This is a genomic window from Falsochrobactrum tianjinense (assembly GCF_019100495.1).
GTDB lineage: Bacteria > Pseudomonadota > Alphaproteobacteria > Rhizobiales > Rhizobiaceae > Brucella > Brucella tianjinense.
The window spans coordinates 83,589-106,852 of sequence record NZ_JAHRVA010000007.1 but is presented as its reverse complement, the minus strand read 5'-3'; the positions used below and the strand labels follow the sequence as shown (position 1 = coordinate 106,852).

Below are 23,264 nucleotides of genomic sequence, written 5' to 3'. Positions count from 1 at the left end.
CTGCTAAGGGATGGCCAAAAGGGTGCAGGCAAGCGGGCAGAGGTCGTGGCGAAGGTCATCATCAAGAGCAAGGGTGGGCGCAATTATCTCGCTGAGCCGCGTTGGGGCAGGCGGATTGTGATTGCATTCAGGTTCCTGTTGCTTCTGGCCCTTTTGCCGTTCGCGCTGCTTTTTCTCTATTCTGTGACCCCCGTGCACCCTGTTTCGATGCTTATGGTCAAGGACAAGGTCTTATTGCAGGATGTGAACCGGCGCTGGGTGAATATCGAGGATATAGCCCCTGTGCTGGTCAATACGGTCATGATGGCGGAAGACGGCCAGTTTTGCAGTCATGATGGCGTGGATTGGCACCAGCTCAGCCTCGTTCTGGACGATGCGGGCGAGGGGACACCGAGCCGTGGCGCATCGACCATAACGATGCAGATGGTCAAGAACCTCTTCCTGTGGAACGGGCGCTCCTATATCCGCAAGGCGCTGGAATTTCCGCTCGCCATCGCCGCGGATGCGATTCTTTCGAAGCGGCGCATCATGGAAATCTATCTCAATATCGCCGAATGGGGGCCGGGTATTTACGGGATTGAAGCTGCCGCACAGTATCATTTCAAGCGGCCTGCAGCCAAGCTCAATGCGCGGCAGTCATCCTTGCTGGCCATCACACTGCCCAATCCGATCCTGCGCGATCCGACCAAGCCCACACGCAACATGCAGCGCATCGCGCGCATCTTTTCGGGACGTGCGGCAAGGGCGGGGCCTTATGTTACTTGTGTGCGATAAATGGGCAGACTGAAAAAAAGATCAGACTCCCGCTGGTCAAATGCCGCGAGAGCGTGTATAGGCACCTGACTTTCCGGAATTTTGTCCGCTGTGACAGGCTCCGCCGGGGCCGTGCCGGACCTTTATTGACCGATCAGTGGAGCTGAATCCATGGCTGTACCAAAACGAAAAACTTCTCCATCGCGTCGCGGCATGCGCCGTTCGGCCGATGCGTTGAAGGCACCGACTTATGTTGAAGACAAGAACTCGGGTGAACTTCGCCGCCCGCACCATATCGATCTGAAGAGCGGTATGTATCGTGGCCGTCAGGTTATCGAACCGAAGGAATAAATCCTGACCCCGCAGTCTTGCGGGAATCAGAAGCGATATTTCAAAAAGCCGTTTCCGGTTTGCCGGAAGCGGCTTTTGTTATTATCAGACGATGTCGGTCATGATGCCGGGATCTTCGATGTCTGAAATCCGAATGCAAAACTTGCCAAGAGGCGCATTTTGGTCTTTCTCTCTCGCAAAGGGCTTTCAAGGAGGAAAGAATGACTGCTGCTAACGGTTCGAAAACCATCGTCATTGCCAGTGCCGCGCGCACGGCGGTGGGCACATTCAACGGCGCTTTTGCAAATGTTCCGGCGCATGAACTGGGGGCGGTGGCGATCAGTGCGGCGCTGGAACGGGTCGGTGTTGCAGCCGCCGATGTCGATGAAGTCATTCTGGGACAGGTGCTGACGGCGGGCGAGGGGCAGAACCCCGCGCGTCAGGCGGCGATGGAAGCCGGCTGCCCCAAGGAGACGACGGCTTTCTCCATCAACCAGCTATGCGGCTCCGGTTTGCGCGCCGTGGCGCTGGGGATGCAGCAGATTTTTTCCGGCGATGCGAAGATCGTCGTGGCGGGCGGGCAGGAATCCATGTCCATGGCACCGCATTGTGCGTATTTACGCGGCGGCGTGAAGATGGGCGATTTCAAGCTGGTGGATACGATGCTCAAGGACGGCCTGACTGATGCCTTCCATGGCTATCATATGGGAACGACCGCAGAGAACATCGCCAGGCAATGGCAACTGAGCCGCAGCGATCAGGATGAATTCGCCCTTGCATCGCAGCAAAAGGCGGAAGCTGCGCAGAAGGCCGGACGGTTCGACGAGGAAATCGTGCCGTTCACGGTAAAGACCCGCAAGGGCGAAACCATTGTTGCAGCAGACGAACATATCCGCCCCGGCACGACGCCAGAGGCGCTGGCCAAGCTCAGACCCGCTTTTGACAAGGAAGGCACTGTTACGGCGGGTAATGCTTCAGGCATTAATGACGGGGCTGCGGCAGTTGTTCTGATGGATAGCGACGAAGCGTCGAAGCGCGGTATCGAGCCGCTTGCACGTATCGTTTCATGGGCGACGGCTGGTGTCGATCCGTCGATCATGGGAACTGGACCCATTCCCGCAACGAAAAAAGCGCTGGAGCGCGCTGGCTGGAGTGTGGGCGATCTGGAATTGATCGAGGCTAATGAGGCTTTTGCGGCGCAATCCTGCGCGGTGGTGCGCGATCTGGGCCTTGATCCCGAAATCGTCAATGTCAATGGCGGTGCAATCGCCATCGGTCATCCAATCGGTGCATCCGGCGCGCGCGTGCTCACGACGCTTCTTTATGAAATGAAGAGGCGCAATGCCAAACGGGGGCTTGTTACGCTTTGCATCGGCGGCGGCATGGGCGTCGCCATGTGTGTAGAACGCGATTGATTGCCGGAAATAAACAAAGAAATAGTGCAGGGCGGCCCGATGGCCGCCCTTGGCATTTCGGCCTGAAAACCAGAGGTCTCTTGCGTAAAAGTTAACAACAGACTGGATTTTGCTTCTGGAACGGAAGCAATTGGGTGAAATTCTATGGGAGCGGCACTCACTCACCACTAGATATTGTGAGAACAAAGAGGGAATATTTGCACATCAGCGATTCGTAGCCGATTCGTTCCGGCTTTGGCCTGAAGGTTAACGGCAGGGCTGATTTTTGTGATGGAGAAGTTAATTAACTTTAAGAAAACATTGAGGTTTTATTAATTTATTGCTCGATTGACCTTACGTCGTAAAGGACAGTCGCCAAAGGTTAACGGGTGCAGCAGTTTGTTCCATTAAAACACAAGTTCTTAACAGGTCAGATTCACTATGTTGTGGGACTTGGGGATAGGAATACTATATGTAGCCGTGAACAAAAGGCGAAGAATGAAGTGTCAGCGATTCGTAGCCGATTTGTTCCAGACTCGTTCTATTTGTTAAAGTCCGGGTTTGTTAAATTCGAAAACGACGGCTAAAACACTGATTGAAACTTAACAGGAGCGGCTTTCGGCTCAGGTCATATAGTGCTATCGCGTGGTTTCGCGTATAGCCTTTGTTTCGGGAATTCTATTATTGGCATGAACCATCTCCCCGCCCATGACTTGCCGCTGATCCTGAGTGGCCGCGATGTAACGGCGGTGCTGGGGCCAACCAATACCGGCAAGACGCATCTCGCTATCGAGCGTATGCTGTCGCATGAAAGCGGCATGATCGGCTTGCCGCTGCGGCTTCTGGCGCGTGAAGTCTATAATCGGGTGGCCGAAAAGGTCGGGGCCGCCAATGTCTCGCTGGTGACGGGCGAGGAAAAGATTGTGCCGCCCGGCGCGCGTTACGCCGTCTGCACTGTAGAGGCGATGCCGCGCCACACGGATGTCGCTTTTGTGGCTATCGACGAGGTGCAGCTTGCAGGTGATCTGGAACGTGGCCATGTCTTCACTGACCGCATCCTGCATTTGCGCGGACGTCAGGAGACCTTGCTGCTGGGTGCGGCCACCATGCGCGACATTCTGGAAAAGTTGCTGCGCGGCATTAATGTCGTGACGCGGCCGCGCTTGTCGCAACTGAATTATGCGGGATCGAAGAAGATTACGCGCCTGCCCAACCGATCTGCTATCGTGGCGTTTTCCGCAGATGAAGTCTATGCCATTGCCGAACTGATCCGCCGCCAGCGGGGCGGCGCTGCGGTGGTGATGGGCGCGCTGTCCCCGCGCACCCGCAATGCGCAGGTCGAGCTTTATCAATCCGGCGACGTTGATTTTCTGGTGGCGACCGATGCTATCGGCATGGGCCTCAATCTCGATGTCGATCATGTCGCTTTCGCGCAGAACCGCAAATTCGACGGATATCAGTTTCGCGATCTCACGCCTGCCGAAGTTGCGCAGGTCGCAGGGCGGGCTGGGCGGCATCTGCGTGACGGCACGTTCGGAGTGACCGGCCAGGTCGATCCCTTCGACATCGAACTGGTCGAGCGGGTCGAGGCCCATGCTTTCGATCCGGTGAAAGTTCTGCAATGGCGAACCGGACGTTTCGATTTCTCGTCGTTCGATGCCCTGCGCCGATCACTGGAAACGCCCAGTCCCATCGAAGGGCTTGCCAAGGCATTGCCCGCCGTCGATCAGCAGGCTCTCGAAAACCTGTCGAGAGACGAGAGCATTGCGCGGCTCGCCACCACGCCAGAGCGAATCGCACTTTTATGGGATGCCTGCGCGCTTCCCGACTATCGAAAGATTGCACCGGCGCAACATGCCGATATCATTGCAACCATCTATCAGGATCTGGTGCGCCGGGGGAGCGTTGATGAAGATTATATGAGCAAACAGGTGCGCCTCGCGGACAGTGCAGAGGGAGAAATCGATGCTCTGTCGCATCGGGTGGCGCAAATTCGAACCTGGACTTTTGTGTCGCACAGGCCTGGATGGCTTGCCGATCCGACACACTGGCAGGAAAAGACGCGCGAAATAGAGGACAGACTGTCCGATGCGCTGCATGAAAGGTTGACGAAACGCTTTGTAGACCGCAGGACAAGCGTGCTTATGAAGCGCCTGAGAGAGAATGCCATGCTTGAAGCAGAAATCAGCCCGACCGGAGACGTGATTGTCGAAGGTCATAATGTCGGGCAACTGGAAGGGTTCCGTTTCACTGCCGACGTTCAGGCCGAGGGGCCGGACGCGAAGGCCGTGAAGGGAGTTGCACAAAAGGCGCTCGCCGCCGAATTCGAACGGCGCGCCGAGCGCTTTGCCGCAGCGCCTAATGCCGATTTCGCGCTGGGTTCGGATGGCGTGCTGCGCTGGGTCGGGGCAACAGTCGCCTCGCTGGTCGCGGGTGAGGAAACCCTCAAGCCGCGCGCGGTCATTCTGGCCGATGAGCAGCTTACCGGACCCGCGCGCGATAAGGTTGCCGCGCGTATCGATCGCTTTGTGGCGCATCATATCGAAACCGTCCTGAAGCCGCTCACCGATCTTGCCGGCGCCGATGCGCTGACCGGTATGACGCGCGGTCTCGCGTTTCAGATCGTCGAAAACCTCGGCATTCTCCAACGCCGTGACGTGGCAGAGGAAGTGCGTGGTCTCGATCAGGATTCGCGCGCGGCACTTCGCCGCCTCGGAGTGCGCTTCGGCGCTTATCATGTTTTCATGCCGATGCTGCTGAAGCCAGCTCCCGCTGGCCTCATCACGTTGCTCTGGGCCTTGAAGAATGACGGGCGTGAGCGTGCCGGTTATGGCGATGTGGTCAATGTTCTGGCGGCGGGGCGTACATCTGCTGTCGTTGACCCGGCTTTTGATCCGATGTTCTATCGTCTCGCCGGATATCGCGTGCTCGGTCGCCGTGCTGTGCGCATCGATATTCTGGAACGCCTTGCCGATCTTATCCGTCCGGCGCTTGCCTGGCGTCCAGGCTCGGGCGCTCGTCCGGAAGGCGCTTATAATGGCGGACGTTTCATCGTAACGCCTGCCATGATGTCCATTCTTGGCGCGACTTCCGAAGATATGGAAGAAATCCTCAAGAGCCTGGGCTATCGCCATGAGGAAGCCGATGCAGGCGAAGTAGCGGCAAAGCTTGCCGAACTCGATGCTTTTGCAGAGGAGGCTGCGGCCAAGGAGACGGTTTTCAAGGCTGCTGAAGAGAGTACCCCTGCTACGGTTGTCGATGCAAAGCCCGCCGTTCCGCCAGCAGAGCCGGTGCCTGCGCCGGTCGTTGAGGAAAAGCCTACCGGAGAACGGGCTGAGGAGAAGGTTGTCGAAGCCGCACCAGTTGCCGAGATTGCATCAGAAGATGGGCCGGTCGCCGAAGCCAAGGAAGAAGCTGTGGCCGAAGAGCCCAAGCTCGTCTTCCTCTGGCGTCAGGGGCGCTTCGAGGGTCGCAACCGCAATCAGGAGCAGAACCGGCAGCGGCATAATCGTGGCCAGCAGCGTGGTTCCGGCGGCGAAGCCGGCAAGGCTGAGGGCGAGGGCCAGAGCGCTCCCGAACAGCGTGGGGGTGGCAAGCGCTTCGACAAGAACAAGCGTCACAATAGCGAAAATCAGGGCAAGCGCGAGGGCTTCAAGGGCAAGCCGCGTGACGGCGGCGGTCGCGATCGCCAGCCCAAGCGCGAGAATGCTGGCCAGCAGGGCAACAAGCGGTTCGAGCAGGAACGTCCTGCGCGCATCGACCCCGATTCGCCTTTCGCGAAGCTGCTCGCGCTCAAGGAGCAACTGAAGAAGTAAAATGGCCGGCGAAGCGATTGCAAGACAGCGTATCGACAAGTGGCTGTTCTTCGCGCGCGTGGTCAAATCCAGATCGCTGGCGGCGAAACTCGCCGCCAGCGGCAAGGTTCGCGTCAATCGCGATAAGATCGATCAGGCTTCCTACCCGGTGAAGGTTGGCGACGTGCTGACCATCACGCTTGAACGGCGTATTCTTGTCTACAAGATAGTTTCGTGCGCCGAGCGGCGCGGCCCGGCACTGGAAGCCCGGCTTCTTTATGAAGACATGTCTCCGCCGGTCGAACGCTCCAATTCAACGGAAGGGATGCCTCCCCGGCGCGAAAGCGGGGCTGGCCGACCGACCAAGAAAGAACGTCGCGATATGGACCGCTTGCGGGACACATGACGTTTTATTGGCTGTCTTCGCGCCGGATGTCGCATTTGAGGCAGGACGTGATGCCGCAGGAATGGAAGCGGCTGTAACGGAAGTTGCGCAATAAGCTCATAAAGTAAAAGACTTTTCCGGCTGCCGCTGCGTTGAGGAAATGTTGTTTCAAACCTTTGCGAGATATTCATATTGCGGCGATTGGACCCTTGTCACGGGGTCATAAAATCGTTACCTCACCTATGGTTATTGCAAGGATATGAGCTGGACTCGCAATAGCGTCCAGTTGCAGCAGCGGCTGGGTCACTTCAGATGTTCGATCGGAAGACCGCAGTGGCCAGTTCGGGATAGAAAAGCCATTTCTTGAGCACAAGAATGGCAATAGGAGTTGGACAATGACTTATGTCGTGACCGATAATTGCATTCGCTGCAAGTATACGGACTGCGTCGAAGTCTGTCCGGTAGACTGCTTTTATGAAGGCGAGAATATGCTCGTCATCAATCCGGACGAATGCATCGATTGCGGCGTCTGCGAGCCGGAATGCCCCGCCGAAGCCATCAGCCCCGATACCGAACCGGGTCTCGACAAGTGGCTTGAGCTTAATGCCGAATATGCGGTGAAGTGGCCAAATATCACGGCCAAGAAGGACGAGATGCCGGAAGCCAAGGAAATGGATGGCACGTCAGGCAAGTTCGAGCAGTTCTTCTCGCCGGAACCCGGCACGGGCGATTAAAACCGCCATACGGGCAACGATTTTGCCGTAAACTGGTTGCGTCGGGCAATGAAAAAGCTTGATTGGCAGCGCCATAAAGTTGCCAAATGCGACATATTTGGCAATTTGTTGATTCTTTCGCGAAATTGTGTTAGGTTGCGTTAATAATTTCGGTGACTGGACGTCAACTCGTGGCGCAAACGCGTTAATCTCTGAAAGGCTGCACTTTTTTACTGGGCTGTATGGCACGGGAATGGGTTATTGCGATTTTCGCAACCGTTTCCCACCAATAACTCCCGGTCAATAAGTTTGTGCTTTTCAAAAACGCTTTCAGTTCAGGACCGATAACGACTTCCGCACTTCTGACAAGATGTGTGGTCGGTGTCATGTGTCAGCCGGCGAAATACGCCGGGCACAACAGGGAGTATTGAAGCGTATGTCATCCCAGCAGAAGAAATCCCCCGCCCGTCAGGGTTTCAAAACCGGTGAATCCATTGTTTACCCAGCGCATGGCGTGGGTCAGATCGTAGCTATTGAAGAGCAGGAAGTGGCGGGCCACAAACTTGAGCTTTTTGTAATCGATTTTGAAAAAGACAAGATGCGCCTCAAGGTGCCTGTCGCCAAAGCGGTCAGCATTGGCATGCGCAAATTGTCCGAGACGGATTATGTCGAGCGCGCGCTCAAGGTCGTACAGGGCCGCGCCCGTGTCAAGCGCACCATGTGGTCGCGCCGTGCGCAAGAATATGATGCGAAGATCAATTCTGGCGACCTGATCTCCATTTCGGAGGTCGTGCGCGACCTGCACCGCGCAGAAAACCAGCCGGAGCAGTCCTATTCGGAACGCCAGCTTTATGAAGCAGCGCTCGACCGCATGGCGCGCGAAATAGCAGCCGTGAACAAGCTGTCGGAGACGGAAGCCGTTCGCCTTATCGAAACCAATCTCGCCAAGGGACCGAAGCGCGGCAAGGCTGATGCAGAGACCGAAGCCGAAGGTGACGTTGCAGGCAACGAAGTCGAAGCAGCATAGAAAACCTGCCTTTTCTTTTAAAAAAGCCCGGCTTAGTCCGGGCTTTTTATTTATGCATAGCTATATCGGAGTTGTGGAACTCATTGTTTGAGGTCTTCTTTTTTCGGTCTATTGGGGATTTGTTGCCTGTTTGATGGAACCGGACGGTTCTTTCCGCGTTCTCCATAATACCAGTTCGAAAACGGGTTTGTTTTGGGGCGTTTTACTCCGACTTCGAAACAGGTCTGAAAAGGAATTGAGAACGAAGGGAGTATTCGTTTTTCGGTTCCGGCAGAGCTGGCGAATTTTGGTCCTGCATTTCAATTGTATTGAAGGCGTCGCAGCCAGAACAGGAGAACCAGATGAAGCCGTCATCCACGGGCAGTTCCTCCACCGTTCCACCAGTCCGGGCACCATCCACCTTACGTAGTTTTCAGACGCCCGCCGCATCTTCCCAGTCCATGATCCGCAATGCGATGTCCGCGCCTTATCTGGAGCGTGAGGAAGAGCGCAATCTCGCTATCCGCTGGAAAGAGAACAGGGATCAAGAGGCGCTCCATCGCATCACCTCATCGCACATGCGTTTGGTCATCTCAATGGCGGGACGCTTCCGCAAGTTCAAGCTGCCGATGAGCGACCTCATTCAGGAAGGCTATGTCGGGCTTCTGGAGGCGGCCGCGCGCTTTGATCCTGAGCGTGAGGTGCGGTTTTCCACCTATGCGTCATGGTGGATTCGCGCTTCCATGCAGGACTATATATTGCGCAACTGGTCTATCGTGCGGGGCGGGACGAGTTCGGCGCAGAAGTCGCTATTTTTCAATCTGCGGCGGCTGCGCTCCAAACTGGCGCAGGAAGACGATACGATGAGCAAGGCTCAAATCTATCGGGAAATTTCCGAACAGCTTGGCGTTTCGGCCAGAGATGTCGAGTTCATGGACAGCAGGCTCTCTGGGCCGGACAGTTCCCTGTCGGCCTCAATGAACAATGAGGAATCGGGAGCTTCACGCCGTATGGATTTTCTCGTCGATGATCGCCCGTTGCAGGATGAGATTGTAGAAAGCACGATCGATACGGAGCGCCGCGCGAGCTGGCTTCATGTTGCTCTCGATTCCCTCAATGAGCGCGAACTGCATATCATCCGCGAACGCCGCCTCGACGATGACGGGGTAACTTTGGAAGCGCTGGGTCAAAAACTCGGCATATCAAAGGAGCGTGTCCGGCAAATTGAAAGCCGAGCGCTGGAAAAGCTGAAGCTGGCTCTGCTGGATCAGCATGAAATGGCGGCCTATCAAGCGTAGCGCTTGTAGCGGTGAATCTGCGGCTAAAGAACTATTGTTTCTCCCCTTCCAGGCGTGACGACCAGTCTTCGACCTTGCGGTTTTCGAGACGGCGTACGGCGTAGCGCTTCCAGCCATCGGCCAGATGAGGAATATTGGCCATCAGGGCCAGTTCGTCATAATTGAGCATATCGACATAAAGCAGGTGCCAGAGGCGATGCAGGGTCCATTCCGGTGAGAGCCGCTCGATTAGTGTCATGGTGTCGCCTGCTGCAACCGTGCCTTCCTGTACAACGCGATAATACCAGCCAGTGCGTCCGGTTTTCTGTACCCGGATCGCCATGTCAGGCAGATCGAACCGTGCATTGAGCTTCCAGCAGGGCTGGCGTCCCTGCGAAACCTCGATCACGGCGCTGCCGAGCCGGAAGCGGTCGCCGATTGCTACATTCTGTTCTGTCAGTCCGGTGGTGGAAAGATTTTCGCCGAAGGCCCCGGTTGTATCGAGACGCGAATTGTCGCCAATTTCCTCACGCCAGCTTGCATAATGATCATGCGGGTAATGATGCAGGGCTTTTTCCGGCCCGCCATGTGCTTTCCGGTCGCCCTGGGCATCACATTCAAGGCCCTCGCGCAGCACTTTGACGCTGTGCATGACCGGCTTCTTGTCGATGCCGCTCGGCGCTTGTCGTGGTCCGAGCGGGGCTATCTGGCCAGCAAGCAAAGCTTGAATGCGGACTTTCATTTTGAGCGTTCCTCTGCTGGCTTATTCACTGATCAGTTTTACGCGGTCGCCGACCGAGACGGTCGCGCCTGCTGGCATGGCGTTGAGCAGGCGGAATAGATCGAGCTTGCGTGTGGCGTCTTGCATGCGCGCGGCAAGGCTTGCCATTGTATCGCCTGGCTTCACGGTGACGACGCGGATGCGCAATGGCTTGATTGCAGCGCGTTCGGTGTCTGAAAGCTGGCGGAACGATTGGGTGACAGCCTGCGATGCAGGCGACAGCGCGCCGCTTCCCTTGGGGGCTGCGATCAGGAAGCGATAGACCTTATTGTTTATACTGATCACCACAATATCGAATTGCCAGCGGTCGGCGCTGGCGCGCGCACTGGCGGCAGGCATACCATTGATCGTCAGCGGCCGGATCGAGCTTTCGTCGAGACCCTTCACCCATCCGGAACGGATATAGTCGGTGAGGCTTGAGCCCGATGGCAGCGATGCGCCGTCGAAGCGGATGGCGATCTCGCCTGGGCCGCTCGCCATGACGGCATTGGCCGAATTGTCGATGCTGAAGCCATCGGGCACGCGGAAGGCTACGCCCAGTTTCGGATGAAGGAAGGTTTGGCCACGCACATAGCCTTCATTGGGTGAGTCGCCATAAAGAAGCCCGTCAATGCCGTTGAGGAAGGGATCGCGGTCGGCGGTGCCCACGCCCGGCGCACCGATACGGCGCGCATGGCCAAGGGCCAGTTCGATACGCTGCGGTGTTGCCGGATGGCTGGCAAGGAAATCGAGGCTTGCGTCGGTCGCTCCCGAGACCGAACGGAAGCTGGTATAGGCTTCCATCGATTGCAGGAAGCGGGCCGAGGCAAAGGGATCATATCCGGCTTCGCCAATCATCCTGATGCCAAGGACATCGGCTTGCAACTCCTGATTGCGGGAGAATTGTGCCAGACGCAATTTGCCGCGAATGGTCGCTTCACGGCTCGCAGCCTCATTATGCAGAACTTCGCTTGCCACGCGACCGGCAATTGCCGTTTCGGCTTCCTTTTCCTGACGCAAAATCCCGTGATTAGCAACCACATGGCCCATCTCATGGGCAATGACTGCCGCCACTTCCGATGAATCGTTGGCAAGCGCGAGAAGACCGCGCGTTATGTAGAGAAAACCGCCGGGCAATGCGAAAGCATTGATATTGGGTGAATCAAGAATAGTGATGCGGTAAGTCTGGTCGGGCTTGTCGGAGACTGTCGTCAGCTTGCCGACGATCTTGGCGACCATACGCTCTAGTTTCGGGTCTTTATATTCGCCGCCATAGGTGGCGAGAATGCGCGGATGCTGCTGCGCGCCAAGCTGGGCCAGACGGTCGTTGCGCGTAACGTTCTCGACCGTTACCGGACTGGAGGATGGTTGAAGTCCGAGATCACGGCTTGAATTGATCGACTGGCAACCGGATATGAGGGAAACCGCCAGCAGTCCGAGTCCGGTGGCCGGTTGCCGCCAATTGCGCGGCCTCCATACTGGCAGGAGATCTGGAAGACACAGGGAGGCCCGCATGAGGGTCTTTTGACGGAACAGTATCTTATCCTCGCAATTGAATCAGCACCGGGTCGATCTGTCGCAAATCTAGCTACAGACGCAAACAGGTACAAGCGGCAGATCACTGCCGGAGGTGGTTCTTCAAGGTGATTGCGAACAAAATATGTCCGTTGGTGTAACTCTATTTCAGATTCAAAGCCTGCTCCCCGATATAGTGCCGGAGCGCTTCCGGTCCAGATGGTGATAGTAATTCCCGCGCGGGGCCTTGCGCGGCGATTTGGCCATTATCAAGAAACAGCAACAATGCGTCGAGATAAAGCGCGTCTTCGGGCGTATGCGTCACCATCAGCACGGTCATTTGGGTCTCGCTTTGCAATTGCCGGACGAGATCGAGCATTTGATGGCGCAGAGCCGGGCCAAGCGACGCGAAAGCTTCATCCAGAAGCAATACGGGTCTTTCGCGCACCAGAGCGCGGGCAATGGCGACCCGCTGGCGCTCGCCGCCCGAAAGCGCTTCGGGTTTGCGCTTCTCCTTGCCCCGAAGCTCCACGCGACCAAGCGCGTCCGCCACTGCTTGCCGGTCTTGTTGTGTCAGCCTGAGATTGGGTGCACGGCCCAGTCCGACATTCTGTTCGACATTCAGATGTGCAAACAAATTGTTTTCCTGAAACACCATGGAAACGGGGCGGCTGGCCGGGGGAAGCGCGGTAATATCCGCGGCTCCAATGAAAACGCGGCCTGCTTGCGGGGTTTCGAAACCGGCGATGAGGTTGAGCAAGGTGGATTTTCCTGAGCCGCTGGGGCCGACGATTGCAGTGATGGCGCCGCCTGGCACGCGGGCGTCAAAATGCATGACAGTCTCGCCATAGCTGAAATGCACGTCGCGCAGCTCGATTGCGGCAGAAGGCGAAGTCGTCATGCGGATTTACTTTCACGGCTGGCGGCGCGATCTGCGGTCATCATCAGGCCAAGGCATAACAGGCCGAGAATGAGCGCAAGGCCCGCTGCGTCGAATGTGCGATAACTGCCCATGCGCTGCAACAGCAGATAGGGCAGGGTTTGTAGCGCATCGCTGCCGAAAAGGGCGATTGTTCCGAGATCTCCCAGCGAAAGCGCCATGGCGAAAGCGAAAGCCATGCCGAAAGGCTTGCGGATCGATGGCCAATCGACAAGTTTCAGCCGGCTGAGGCCATGAATGCCAAGCTGGGCGCAAAGCTTGTTATGGCGCGCCGCCGCCGTATCCCAGGCCGGGCGCAGAAGCCGCACCGCAAAGGGCATCGCCATGGCCGCATTAACGGTCACGACCATAATGGGCGCCATGCCGAATGGATCGGTGAAATGGCGCAGCAGGATGAACCAGCCCGCGCCAATGACGATGGGCGGCATGACCAGAATGAGGCTCGCGCCGGTGTCGAAGAAGCTGGCCAGCCGGGCACTCCGGGCCGCTTCGCGGGCAATCACGAGCGCAAGCGACAGGATAACGGAAAGAAATGCCGCCGAGAAGCCAAGCACGATGCTGGTACCGATAGCGCGCCAGACGATTCGCTCGCTCAGAAGCCGGACTAGATCGGCGGCGAGCCCGGAAACGACGACACCGGCAATCGGCAGGGCCACATAGAGAAATCCGATTGCGATGACGACGACATTAAAGAGGCGCTCGGACGTTGGTGGTTTTGAGTAGTGGCGCACGCTGGTCGCGAGCGTGAAGCCTTCCTCCGATGGCCGCCCCGTCAGGCGCAGTGCAAGCAGGATCAGAAGCGTCAAGGCCAGTTGGGTGAAGGTGAGAGCAACAGCGCGGGCTGGGTCGAAATCGAAATGCAGGCTCTGGTAGATCGCAACTTCCAGCGTCGTGGCGCGCGGCCCGCCCCCCAATGTCAGAACCGTGGTGAAGCTCGTAACGCACAGCATGAAAATAAGGCCGGTCATTCCGGGCAGGTTACGGCGGATAACGGGCCATTCGATGAGGCGAAAACGCGCTCTATTGTTCATACCTAATTGAGCCGCGAGCTTCCAGTAATCGGTGGGGATGGATTCATACGCTGCCAGAATCAGCCGTGCGGCCAGCGGCATGTTGAAAAAGATGTGCGCGATGAGAATGCCGGTCAGGCCGTAAATGTCGGGCTGCAAGGGATAGCCGAGCCATTGCGATGCCTGCGCAATAAAGCCGTTGCGTCCATAAATACTTGTAACGCCGAGAACGGCGACAAGTGCGGGCAAAGCCAAAGGCAGAGCGAAAAGGCGCAGGATCAGGCCGCGTCCCGGAAAGCGCGCTTGCGAATAGAGGGCGCGCGCGACCGGAATTGCAAAGGCGACCGACAGGAGGCTTGAGGCTACGGCTTGCAAAACCGTGAAACGCGCGACCCGTAACAGATAGGCATCGAAATTGAAGGCCTCGTCGGAACTGCTGGCTTCAAGACCGAGTGCGACAAGGGAACCACCAGCGAGTGCTGCAAGCAGGATGAGTGCTGCACCCCCCGCGAATGATTTCACCACAGGAGGTGCAGTCAGGCGGTTATGTATTCCGGTTCGGATCATTTGCTGGTCGCAGCCAGCCATTCGTCGACCCATGCCTTGCGATTTTTCGCAACCTCGTCGGGTGGCAGGAGAAGTGCCTTTTCAGGCTTTGGCAGTTGATCGAAAGCTGCGGGCAGGGGCGTCGATGTCTGGCCTGCCGGGAACATCCAGTTGGTTTCGGGAATGACATCCTGAAAACCCGGCCCAGTCATGAAGGCGAGGAATTTCTGCGCCAGCGGGTTTTTTGCGCCGCGCGCGGTCTGGGCTGCCAGTTCGATCTGGAGGTAATTTCCTTCCGGATAGGCCAGCGCCTTATAGCGCTGCGTATTCTCTGCAATCATGTGATAGGCGGGTGAGGTCGTATAGGACAGCACCATTGGCGCTTCGCCCTTGGTAAAAAGCCCATAGGCTTCCGACCAGCCGGGCGTGACGGTCAGGATACGCCTTTGAAGCTTTTCCCACGCTTCACCAGCCTGATCGCCATAGACGGATTTCATCCATAGCAAAATGCCGAGGCCGGGCGTGGATGTGCGCGGGTCCTGTATGATGATCTTTTGTGACGGGTCGCCATCCACCAGTTCCTTGAGGCTTTGCGGCGGACGGGCAAGCTTTTCCGAATCATAGACCACGGCGAAATAACCGTAATCATAAGGTACGAAAATATCGTCCCTGAAGTTGCCAGGCACGCTGATTTTGGCCTGATCGACGAGGCTCGGTGCAAAATAGCCGGTAGCGCGCGCTTCGGTCGTTAGGTTCGTGTCGAGACCAAGCACGATATCGGCCTTGGTGTTGCCGCCTTCAAGCTTGAGACGGTTGAGAAGGGCGACGCCATCGGCGGAAGCGACCCATTCGAGTTCGCAGTTGCATTCCTTCTCGAAGTTTTCCTTCACCTTGGGGCCGGGTCCCCATTCTGCAACGAAACTGTCATAGGTGTAGATCGTGAGCTTGTCTTTCGCCTGCGCAGCCGGTGCAAGGACCATGATTGCGGAAAAGGCGAGTAAAGATAAAAACCGCATAACGGAACTTCCTTTCTTCATATTCGAGAGGATTGAGCGCCGTTATCTGGATATCGGGCAGCATCTAATCCCTCCGCCGGTGCAAACCGGATCAGGTTCTGCGGGTTGGCCGGAGCGCGGCCTCTCAGCCATTCATACAGCGAATGGCACCCCGTTAGAGCAATTGTGACGATAATGCTTTCCTGCCAGAAGGGCAAGGGAGAGGCTTCGCTTCCACAACTGGGCTTCCGGCTGCGATTTGCTCGTGTTATGAGCGGCTTATGAGCACATTCATCATTCTTCTGGGCGGCGATCTCGCCGTTACCGAACGGTTGAAGCGTCAGATTTCCGGCGCGCATGTTCTTGCGGCTGATAGCGGCATCCGTCATGCGGCAGCGCTCGGCGTGGAGCCGGAACTATGGCTGGGAGATTTTGATTCGACATCGGAAGATTTGCGCAAACGATATGCGCATATACCGCAAAAGACCTTTCCGTGCGCCAAGGATATGACGGACGGAGAACTGGCGCTGGAAGAAGCCTTCGAGCGTGGGGCGACCAAGGCCATTCTTTGCGGCGCTTTCGGGGGGGCGCGCACGGACCACACATTACTGCATCTGACGATGGCAGCAGCGCAGGCGAACAGGGGCCGCGATATCTTTCTTACCAGCGGCACGGAAGAAGCATGGCCTCTTGTGGCTGGACGTCACGCTTATGATTTTGCAGAGGGAACGCTTTTCAGTGTCGTGAATTTCTGCACTGTTGAAGGGCTTTCAATCACAAATGCGCAGTGGCCGTTAGATAATGTGACCTTGCCCTTCGGTTCCTCGTGGACCGTTTCGAATATAGTGCATGGAACTCTTCACGTTACCATGCGTTCTGGTCTTGCGATACTCTTGGCTAATTTGGGGCCAATGGCGTTCGATGATGGGCGCTAACCTTAGCGCCCGAAAACGCTTGACGCTTGCAAGCAAAATGTATTGTAAATGACTCAAGCGGATATCATCTGCTTTACGCCGAAATTGGGGACGCAAAGTCGGTGGTTATGTCAACTCTTACAGGAGATTGTTTCATGAAATCACGTCTTTCCATGATTGCAATTGTCGGCGTGTTCGCGTTCTCGATGGCAGCATGCACGACTTCGGAAAAGCGTACCGCTGGTTATGGTGTTGGCGGCGCCGCTCTTGGCGCGCTAGCAGGCGGTGCTATTACAGGCAGCGGCCGCGGCGCCCTGGCAGGTGCCGCAATTGGCGGCGTTGCCGGTACGCTGGTCGGTGCGGCGCAGTCGCGCAATGGCGTGGAATATTGCCGTTATCGCGATAATTATGGCCGCATCTATGAAGCACCATGTAACTAATCAGTTACATGCCGTTATGCGGCACCAAAGTTCAAAAGCAGGCCGGGGCAACCCGGCCTGCTTGTTTTTCAACGGTTCCATTTGACATAACCGCTTTTGTCTCCGACAAGCAGGGCGGAATTTTCAACGGCATTTTTCAAAGAGAACCATGGCACCTCCGCTTCTTCGTCTTGATCAGATAAAACTTACCTTTGGCGGTACGCCGCTTCTGGAAGAAGCCGCGCTCTCCGTCAGTGAGGGTGATCGGATCGCGCTGGTCGGCCGCAATGGCTCGGGCAAGTCCACCCTGCTCAAGATAGCCGCCAACATGGTGGAGCCGACTTCGGGAGAAGTGTTCAAGCATCCGGGCGCGACGGTTCGTTATTTGCCGCAGGTGCCTGATCTGGATGGTTTCGCCAATGTGCGCACCTATGTCGAAGCGGGACTTGGTCCGGCGGACGACCCGCATCGCGTGACCTATCTGCTCGAACATCTGGGGCTGACTGGCGAGGAAAAACCTGATCATCTTTCGGGCGGGGAGGCGCGCCGCGCCGCACTGGCGCGGGTTATCGCGCCGCAGCCCGATGTGTTGCTTCTGGATGAACCGACCAACCATCTCGACCTGAACACCATCGAATGGCTGGAAGACGAGTTGCGGCAGATACGTTCGGCCATCGTGCTGATTTCCCATGACCGCCGTTTTCTTGAGAATGTCAGCCGCTCGACGGTGTGGCTGGATCGCGGTATCACGCGCCGTATCGAACAGGGCTTTGCGCATTTCGAGGAGTGGCGTGACAAGATTCTCGAAGAGGAAGAGCGTGATCTGCATAAGCTGGGCCGCCAGATCGTGCGTGAGGAGCATTGGCTGCGTTATGGTGTCACCGCGCGGCGCAAGCGCAATATGCGCCGTCTGGGCGAATTACACGGGATGCGCGCCGAATTCCGCAATCACCGCAAGGCGCAGGGCAGTGCTGTGCTGGCGGCGAGTGATGTAAAAGAATCGGGCAAGCTGGTGATCGAGGCAAAGGGCCTCAACAAGGCGTATGGCGAACGCGTGCTGGTGAAGGATTTCTCGACGCGCGTGCAGCGTGGCGACCGCATTGGTCTTGTCGGACCGAACGGCGCGGGAAAAACCACGCTTCTGTCGCTTCTCACTGGCAAGCTGGCGCCTGATTCAGGCACCTTGCGGCTTGGCGTCAATCTGGAAATGGCGGAACTCGACCAGAAGCGTGAGAGCCTCAATCTGGATGATACGCTGGCGCATTATCTGACCGATGGGCGTGGTGAAAGCCTCGTCGTCAATGGCGAACAGCGCCATGTCGTGTCCTATATGAAGGATTTTCTGTTCCAGCCCGAACAGATACGAACGCCGATTCGCGAACTTTCGGGCGGCGAAAGGGCGCGCCTGATGCTCGCACGCGTGCTTGCGCGACCTGCCAATCTGCTCATTCTTGACGAGCCGACCAATGATCTTGACATGGAAACGCTCGATCTGTTGCAGGAACTGGTCGCAGGCTTTCCCGGCACGGTCATTCTGGTCAGCCATGACCGCGATTTTCTCGACCGCACCGTTACGTCAGTCATTGCGCCGGAAGGCGACGGAAGCTGGCTCGAATATGCAGGCGGCTATGCGGATATGATGGCACAGCGCAAGGAGCAAGCCCTGGCGCGGCGCAATGTGAAGACGGCTGCTACGCGTGCCGATGACAAGGCCGGAGAGGCTTCGCCGCCAAAGCGCGAAGAGAAGCGCAAGCTTTCCTATAAGCAGAAATTCGCGCTCGAAACCTTACCCGGCAAGATGGATGCACTGGCAAAGGAAATAGCCGTGCTGGAAGAGAAGCTGGCCGATCCGCAGCTTTACGCCAAGGACCCGGAGCTTTTTGCAAAGACCGCCGATTATCTGGAAAAGAAGCGCGCCGAGCATTCGGTCATGGAAGAAGAATGGCTGGAGCTGGAGATGCTAAGGGAAGAGTTGGAAGGGTAATCCCTTCCAACTGTCTGTTGCTTGTCAGGCACTGGCTTTATTGAGGAGCGCGATAGCTTCTGCATCAAGCTTGATCTGCATTGCGTCAATCAGTTCGCCCAACTGGGCGGAGCGGGTTGCGCTGGCAATCGGTGCGGTTATCGACGGCTGGGCGATCAGCCAGGCAATAGCGATCTGGGCTGGCGTGACATCTCTGGCGCGGGCCACCTGATCGAGCGCCGCGATAATGCGCAATCCGCGGTCGGTGAGGTATTTTTCCACCGTCCCGCCGCGTGCGCTCTGGCCAAGATCATCCTTTGAGCGGTATTTCCCGGTAAGGAAGCCGGCTGCAAGGGAGAAATAGGGGATGACGCCCAGTCCGTTATCGCGGCAGATCGCCTCAAGCCCGTTTTCGAAATCTGAGCGATCATAGAGATTGTAAAGCGGCTGCAAGCTTTGATAGCGCGGCAGATCATGCTTTTGCGCCGTTTCCAGCGCTTCGGAGAGACGTTCCGGTGTAAGGTTTGAAGCGCCGATAGCTCGCACCTTGCCAGCTTCGATCAGTTCCTTATAGGTGCCCAGCACATCCTCGAAAGGTGTTTCGGGGTCGTCCCAATGGGATTGGTAGAGATCGATATAGTCGGTTTGCAGCCGTTTAAGGGAGGCGTCGACGGCTTTGCGGATATAGGCGGGAGAGAGGCCCTTTTCGCCGGGACCCATTTCCGAGCCGACCTTGGTAGCGATGACGACTTTATGGCGCAGGCCGCGGGATTTCAGCCAGTTGCCGATGATAGTTTCGGATTCGCCGCCGATATTGCCGGGCGCCCACGAGGAATAGGCGTCCGCCGTGTCGATGAAATTCAATCCCGCATCGACAAAACGGTCGAGCAGCGAAAACGAAGTCGCTTCATCAACCGTCCACCCGAAAACATTGCCGCCAAAACACAGCGGCGAAACTTCGAGCTCAGTCTGTCCGAGCTTTCTAAACTCCATGGACCCAATCCCCTTCCTTTGAATGTGAATCCAGATGGATTCGTAGGGTTACGATTTCAGGAAGGGAGGGCGGCAGAATCAGCCCATGCCAAGTGCATCCATATAAAGCTGGAGCATGGCTTCCTCTTCCTGACGTTCATGGTCTTCTTTTTTACGCAGACGAATAATGGTTCTTACGACCTTGCTGTCAAATCCCGAACCCTTCAATTCCGCGTAAACTTCCTTGATATCGTCACCAATGGTCTTTTTTTCTTCTTCCAGACGCTCGATACGTTCGATGAAAGCACGCAACTGGCCAACGGCAATGGTCTGGGCTTCGCTGGTAATATCGTCGCTCACGGGTTTCTCCAATACAAGTCGATGATGAATGGTTGAGTTAGAGTAATAAGGCTGTTGCCGAAAGTCGGAAATGTTTGTCCTGTGAGTCGCAGCCAAAATTAAGCATTTTTTCGATGGCTGGCACTGTTTTGCGACGCAATGCCTGTGGATAGCGGGCAAAGCCGTTCAGATGACCGGGCCAGTGCGGGACCCGAAATGCCGGATTTCGTGAATTTCGGAATGGGCATTGATGCGGGCGAGCAACGGCGCGAGTTGCTCCGCCCATTCGGCAGCACCCTTTTCATCGGCAATCAGATCTTGCCGCACCTCAATCAGCACATGGGCATAGCCATTGGCGGTGGCGTGGCGATACATGGCATCATTGCGCAGGGCTCCGTCGTATGGCTCATTGTCGCCGACAATGAGGTCGGGATTTTCGCGTAGCATAGAAAGAAGCGGCGCCACGGCGCGTGGATCACTGTCCCACAGAAGGCCGATATGCCAGGGGCGGGCCGTTTTCTTCCAGTGCGGGGTAAACGAATGGATGGAAACGATGAAGGGCGCCTTGCCGCTGGTAGCCTTGACCCCGGCGCTCATACGGGCAACCGCATCGTGATAGGGGCGATAGAAGCGCGCGAGCCGTCTTTCGCGTTCGCCCGCTGATATGGGGTAATTGCCGGCGATGACCGCGCCGTCGGATAATTGCATGATAAGGGTCGGGTCGTCCTCGCCGCGATTGGGGTCAATCAGCAGGCGGGAAAAACCGCCCATGACTGCGGGCGCGCCAAGGCGACGGGCCAGTTGCCGCGTCAATTCCTCGACGCCGATATCATAAGCGATGTGGCGGTCGAATTCGCTTTTTGCCAAGCCTAATGTACCATATTCGGCGGGCAGATCGCGCCGTCCATGGTCGGCGGTCAGAAACAGGCCAAGGCTGAAATCGCCACCGATCAGGTGGGCAGGCGAAAATGACATGGAATGATTTCCCTGAATAACATCAAGACTTATCCGGGCCGCAAGGAAGAACAGCCCAGATCTGTCACGAGAAAGCCGGGATTGCAACGATCATTCTTGCGGGAGAGCGGTTCCTGTTTAAAAGGAATTTTTGGACCCGCTCCAGGTATTTGTTTGTCGTATTATCTGGACGCAAAACCGCTACACACTTTTGCTGGAAATGCTCTAGCTTATTGGTTCTCTATGGGATTGCGTTGACATCAAAGGCGAAACTGCCGAAAAGGGAGCGACGGGAGAAGATTTCCCTGATGAGGCAAAAGCGATTGCGGGCTGAAGGAGTTCGGCGAATGCGACTTCCACTGTTTCTTGGTTTGTTTGCCAGTGTGCTGATGGGTGCAATGGGCATGACGTCTATGGAAGCGCGGGCCGATTTTCGAGTGTGTAATTCCACCCAGAATCTTGTCGGTGTCGCTATCGGCTATCGCGCCAAGGCGGGCTGGGTGACGGAGGGCTGGTGGCATATTGACGGCTCGACCTGCAAGACGCTGATCGAAGGCCCGCTTACCTCACGCTATTATTATATCTATGCCGAAGACTCCCAAAGCGGCGGACGCTGGGAAGGAAAAGTGAACATGTGTGTGGCGGAAAAGGAATTCCGTATCACAGGCGTTCAGGATTGTTTTGCGCGCGGCTTCCAGCGCAACGGCTTTCAGGAATACGATACTGGCGAGCAGTCGAGCTGGATGGTGCAGCTCACCGATGAAGCGCCGTTGGACAACCCCACAGTTACAGGAACGAATAATCAATGAAGCGCAACCGCAAGGTCAAGATTCTCGCCACGCTGGGTCCGGCGTCAGGTGAAGAAGCTGTCATCGCCAAGCTTTTTGAAGCCGGTGCCGATGTTTTTCGCATCAATATGAGCCACGCCGATCACGATCTGATGCGAACACTCGTCAAGCGTATCCGCAATGTGGAAAAGAAACTGGGCCGTCCCATCGGCATTCTTGCCGATCTGCAAGGCCCCAAGCTGCGCGTTGGAAAATTCAGAGACAGCAAGGTCGACCTCGTTCCCGGCCAGACTTTCACGCTCGATAACAATGAAGAACCTGGCGATGAAAACCGTGTTTTTCTGCCTCACCCGGAAATTCTGGAAGCCGTGCAGCCCGGTCATCGCCTGCTCATTGACGATGGCAGGCTGCATCTGGTCGCAGAAGTCTGTGACGGCAAGTCGATCCGCTGCAAGGTGGTTTCGGGCACCCGTATTTCTGATCGCAAGGGCGTAAGCCTGCCGGACACGACGCTGGGCGTCGGCGCGCTGACCGAAAAGGACCACCGGGACCTTGAGGCCGTTCTCAAGGAAGAAATCGACTGGGTGGCGCTGTCCTTCATCCAGCGCCCGGAAGATCTTGCGGAAGTGCGCAAGATCTCCCGCGGCAAGGTTGGGCTGATGTCAAAGATTGAAAAGCCGCAGGCGGTCACGCGTCTCGACGAGATCATCGAGCTTTCGGATGCCCTCATGGTTGCCCGTGGCGATCTTGGCGTCGAGATGCCGCTTGAAAGCGTTCCGGGCATCCAGAAGCAGATCACCCGCAAGGCGCGTCGTGCCGGCAAGCCGGTGGTGGTTGCAACGCAGATGCTCGAATCGATGATAACCGCGCCTGTGCCGACCCGCGCCGAAGTTTCCGACGTTGCGACGGCAGTGTTTGAAGGGGCGGATGCGATCATGCTTTCAGCAGAATCCGCTTCCGGCCAATATCCGGTTGAAGCGGTCGCTACCATGAACCGTATCGCAGAAAAGGTGGAGCAGGAGCCGACCTATTCGACCATAATCGATGCGCAACGCGCTATTCCCGAGCCGACCGGTGCGGACGCTATTTCGCTGGCTGCGCGCCAGATTGCTGAAACTCTCAAGCTTTCCGCTATCGTCACCTATACCGCTTCTGGCACGACCGGCCTGCGTGCGGCGCGCGAGCGTCCGAGCACGCCGATCATCGCGCTTTCTCCGGTGGTCGATACCGCTCGCAGGCTTTCTCTGGTATGGGGCCTGCATTGCGTGGTAACGCATGATGCGGAAGAGCTGGAAGGTATGGTCGATCATGCGTGCCAGATCGCCTATACGGAAAAATTTGCCAAGGCGGGAGATCGCATCATTATCACCGCAGGCGTGCCCTTCGGTACGCCCGGCGCGACCAATATGCTGCGCATCGCCTATATCGGTGCTGACGGCCAGTCGGCAATCTGATCGGCTCGCGATTCAAGCAAAACGCGCCTCTTCGGGGGCGCGT

At 56.8% G+C, this 23,264-nt stretch carries 21 protein-coding genes and 1 riboswitch; of the genes, 13 read left to right on the top strand and 8 right to left on the bottom strand.

Features of this window, described 5'->3' with window-relative positions; all coding sequences use genetic code 11:
* Positions 1 to 45 precede the first annotated feature (45 nt).
* The 8 genes from mtgA to KUG47_RS14845 all read left to right on the top strand — a co-directional run bounded on the left by mtgA (position 46) and on the right by KUG47_RS14845 (position 9,673).
* Complete coding sequence (gene mtgA / locus KUG47_RS14880; RefSeq protein WP_340162815.1) at positions 46 to 774, top strand: monofunctional biosynthetic peptidoglycan transglycosylase; 729 nt, start codon at positions 46 to 48, stop codon at positions 772 to 774.
* A gap of 150 nt (positions 775 to 924) precedes the next feature.
* Entirely contained in the window at positions 925 to 1,104 is a 180-nt protein-coding gene (gene rpmF / locus KUG47_RS14875; protein ID WP_217678761.1) for a 50S ribosomal protein L32, read from the top strand.
* A 200-nt stretch (positions 1,105 to 1,304) separates the two neighbouring features.
* Positions 1,305 to 2,498: an acetyl-CoA C-acetyltransferase gene (locus KUG47_RS14870; protein WP_217678760.1), complete on the top strand. Its 1,194-nt coding sequence runs from the start codon at positions 1,305 to 1,307 to the stop codon at positions 2,496 to 2,498.
* Positions 2,499 to 3,166: 668 nt separating this feature from the next.
* A complete protein-coding gene (locus KUG47_RS14865) occupies positions 3,167 to 6,292 on the top strand; it encodes a helicase-related protein (protein ID WP_217678759.1) in 3,126 nt (1,041 codons plus the stop codon).
* 1 nt (position 6,293) lies between these two features.
* Positions 6,294 to 6,677, top strand: a complete 384-nt coding sequence (locus KUG47_RS14860) for an RNA-binding S4 domain-containing protein (RefSeq protein ID WP_217678758.1) — start codon at positions 6,294 to 6,296, stop codon at positions 6,675 to 6,677.
* A gap of 374 nt (positions 6,678 to 7,051) precedes the next feature.
* On the top strand, positions 7,052 to 7,390 hold the full coding sequence (fdxA, locus tag KUG47_RS14855; protein WP_217678757.1) for a ferredoxin FdxA: 339 nt from the start codon (positions 7,052 to 7,054) through the stop codon (positions 7,388 to 7,390).
* A gap of 415 nt (positions 7,391 to 7,805) precedes the next feature.
* The gene (locus KUG47_RS14850; RefSeq protein WP_217678756.1) at positions 7,806 to 8,396 is read left to right on the top strand and encodes a CarD family transcriptional regulator; all 591 of its coding nucleotides are present in this window, start codon (positions 7,806 to 7,808) and stop codon (positions 8,394 to 8,396) included.
* Positions 8,397 to 8,737: 341 nt separating this feature from the next.
* Entirely contained in the window at positions 8,738 to 9,673 is a 936-nt protein-coding gene (locus tag KUG47_RS14845) for an RNA polymerase factor sigma-32 (protein ID WP_217678755.1), read from the top strand.
* Between the two features lie 31 nt (positions 9,674 to 9,704).
* Here KUG47_RS14845 and KUG47_RS14840 read toward each other — a convergent pair whose 3' ends face one another.
* From KUG47_RS14840 to thiB, 5 genes are all read right to left on the bottom strand, one after another.
* Positions 9,705 to 10,394, bottom strand: a complete 690-nt coding sequence (locus tag KUG47_RS14840) for an MOSC domain-containing protein (protein ID WP_217678754.1) — start codon at positions 10,392 to 10,394, stop codon at positions 9,705 to 9,707.
* Between the two features lie 21 nt (positions 10,395 to 10,415).
* Positions 10,416 to 11,927 carry a cell division protease CdlP gene (cdlP, locus tag KUG47_RS14835; protein WP_217678753.1) on the bottom strand — a complete coding sequence of 504 codons (1,512 nt, stop codon included), beginning with the start codon at positions 11,925 to 11,927 and terminating at the stop codon, positions 10,416 to 10,418.
* 163 nt (positions 11,928 to 12,090) lie between these two features.
* Complete coding sequence (locus tag KUG47_RS14830) at positions 12,091 to 12,828, bottom strand: thiamine ABC transporter ATP-binding protein (protein WP_217678752.1); 738 nt, start codon at positions 12,826 to 12,828, stop codon at positions 12,091 to 12,093.
* A complete protein-coding gene (gene thiP, locus KUG47_RS14825; RefSeq protein ID WP_217678862.1) occupies positions 12,825 to 14,444 on the bottom strand; it encodes a thiamine/thiamine pyrophosphate ABC transporter permease ThiP in 1,620 nt (539 codons plus the stop codon). The genes KUG47_RS14830 and thiP overlap by 4 nt, the downstream gene beginning before the upstream one ends.
* Positions 14,441 to 15,439 carry a thiamine ABC transporter substrate binding subunit gene (gene thiB, locus KUG47_RS14820; protein WP_217678751.1) on the bottom strand — a complete coding sequence of 333 codons (999 nt, stop codon included), beginning with the start codon at positions 15,437 to 15,439 and terminating at the stop codon, positions 14,441 to 14,443. Before thiB ends, thiP begins: the two co-directional genes overlap by 4 nt.
* A gap of 51 nt (positions 15,440 to 15,490) precedes the next feature.
* A riboswitch (TPP riboswitch) is annotated at positions 15,491 to 15,603 on the bottom strand.
* A 96-nt stretch (positions 15,604 to 15,699) separates the two neighbouring features.
* Here thiB and KUG47_RS14815 point away from each other — a divergent pair.
* From KUG47_RS14815 to KUG47_RS14805, 3 genes are all read left to right on the top strand, one after another.
* On the top strand, positions 15,700 to 16,353 hold the full coding sequence (locus KUG47_RS14815) for a thiamine diphosphokinase (protein ID WP_217678750.1): 654 nt from the start codon (positions 15,700 to 15,702) through the stop codon (positions 16,351 to 16,353).
* Positions 16,354 to 16,487: 134 nt separating this feature from the next.
* The gene (locus tag KUG47_RS14810) at positions 16,488 to 16,772 is read left to right on the top strand and encodes a glycine zipper domain-containing protein (protein ID WP_217678749.1); all 285 of its coding nucleotides are present in this window, start codon (positions 16,488 to 16,490) and stop codon (positions 16,770 to 16,772) included.
* 148 nt (positions 16,773 to 16,920) lie between these two features.
* Positions 16,921 to 18,735 (top strand): ABC-F family ATP-binding cassette domain-containing protein, encoded by a 1,815-nt coding sequence (locus KUG47_RS14805; protein ID WP_217678748.1) that lies wholly within the window; start codon positions 16,921 to 16,923, stop codon positions 18,733 to 18,735.
* 24 nt (positions 18,736 to 18,759) lie between these two features.
* Here KUG47_RS14805 and KUG47_RS14800 read toward each other — a convergent pair whose 3' ends face one another.
* From KUG47_RS14800 to KUG47_RS14790, 3 genes are all read right to left on the bottom strand, one after another.
* A complete protein-coding gene (locus KUG47_RS14800) occupies positions 18,760 to 19,707 on the bottom strand; it encodes an aldo/keto reductase (protein ID WP_217678747.1) in 948 nt (315 codons plus the stop codon).
* Positions 19,708 to 19,785: 78 nt separating this feature from the next.
* Positions 19,786 to 20,046, bottom strand: coding sequence for a DUF2312 domain-containing protein (locus KUG47_RS14795; protein ID WP_007876730.1), 261 nt, complete (start codon positions 20,044 to 20,046; stop codon positions 19,786 to 19,788).
* Between the two features lie 165 nt (positions 20,047 to 20,211).
* The gene (locus KUG47_RS14790) at positions 20,212 to 21,000 is read right to left on the bottom strand and encodes an N-formylglutamate amidohydrolase (RefSeq protein ID WP_217678746.1); all 789 of its coding nucleotides are present in this window, start codon (positions 20,998 to 21,000) and stop codon (positions 20,212 to 20,214) included.
* Between the two features lie 326 nt (positions 21,001 to 21,326).
* Between KUG47_RS14790 and KUG47_RS14785 the strand changes: the two genes are divergently transcribed.
* Both KUG47_RS14785 and pyk read left to right on the top strand, forming a co-directional pair.
* Positions 21,327 to 21,788 (top strand): DUF1036 domain-containing protein, encoded by a 462-nt coding sequence (locus KUG47_RS14785; RefSeq protein ID WP_217678745.1) that lies wholly within the window; start codon positions 21,327 to 21,329, stop codon positions 21,786 to 21,788.
* Positions 21,785 to 23,221: a pyruvate kinase gene (pyk, locus tag KUG47_RS14780; protein WP_217678744.1), complete on the top strand. Its 1,437-nt coding sequence runs from the start codon at positions 21,785 to 21,787 to the stop codon at positions 23,219 to 23,221. The genes KUG47_RS14785 and pyk overlap by 4 nt, the downstream gene beginning before the upstream one ends.
* Positions 23,222 to 23,264: the final 43 nt, after the last annotated feature.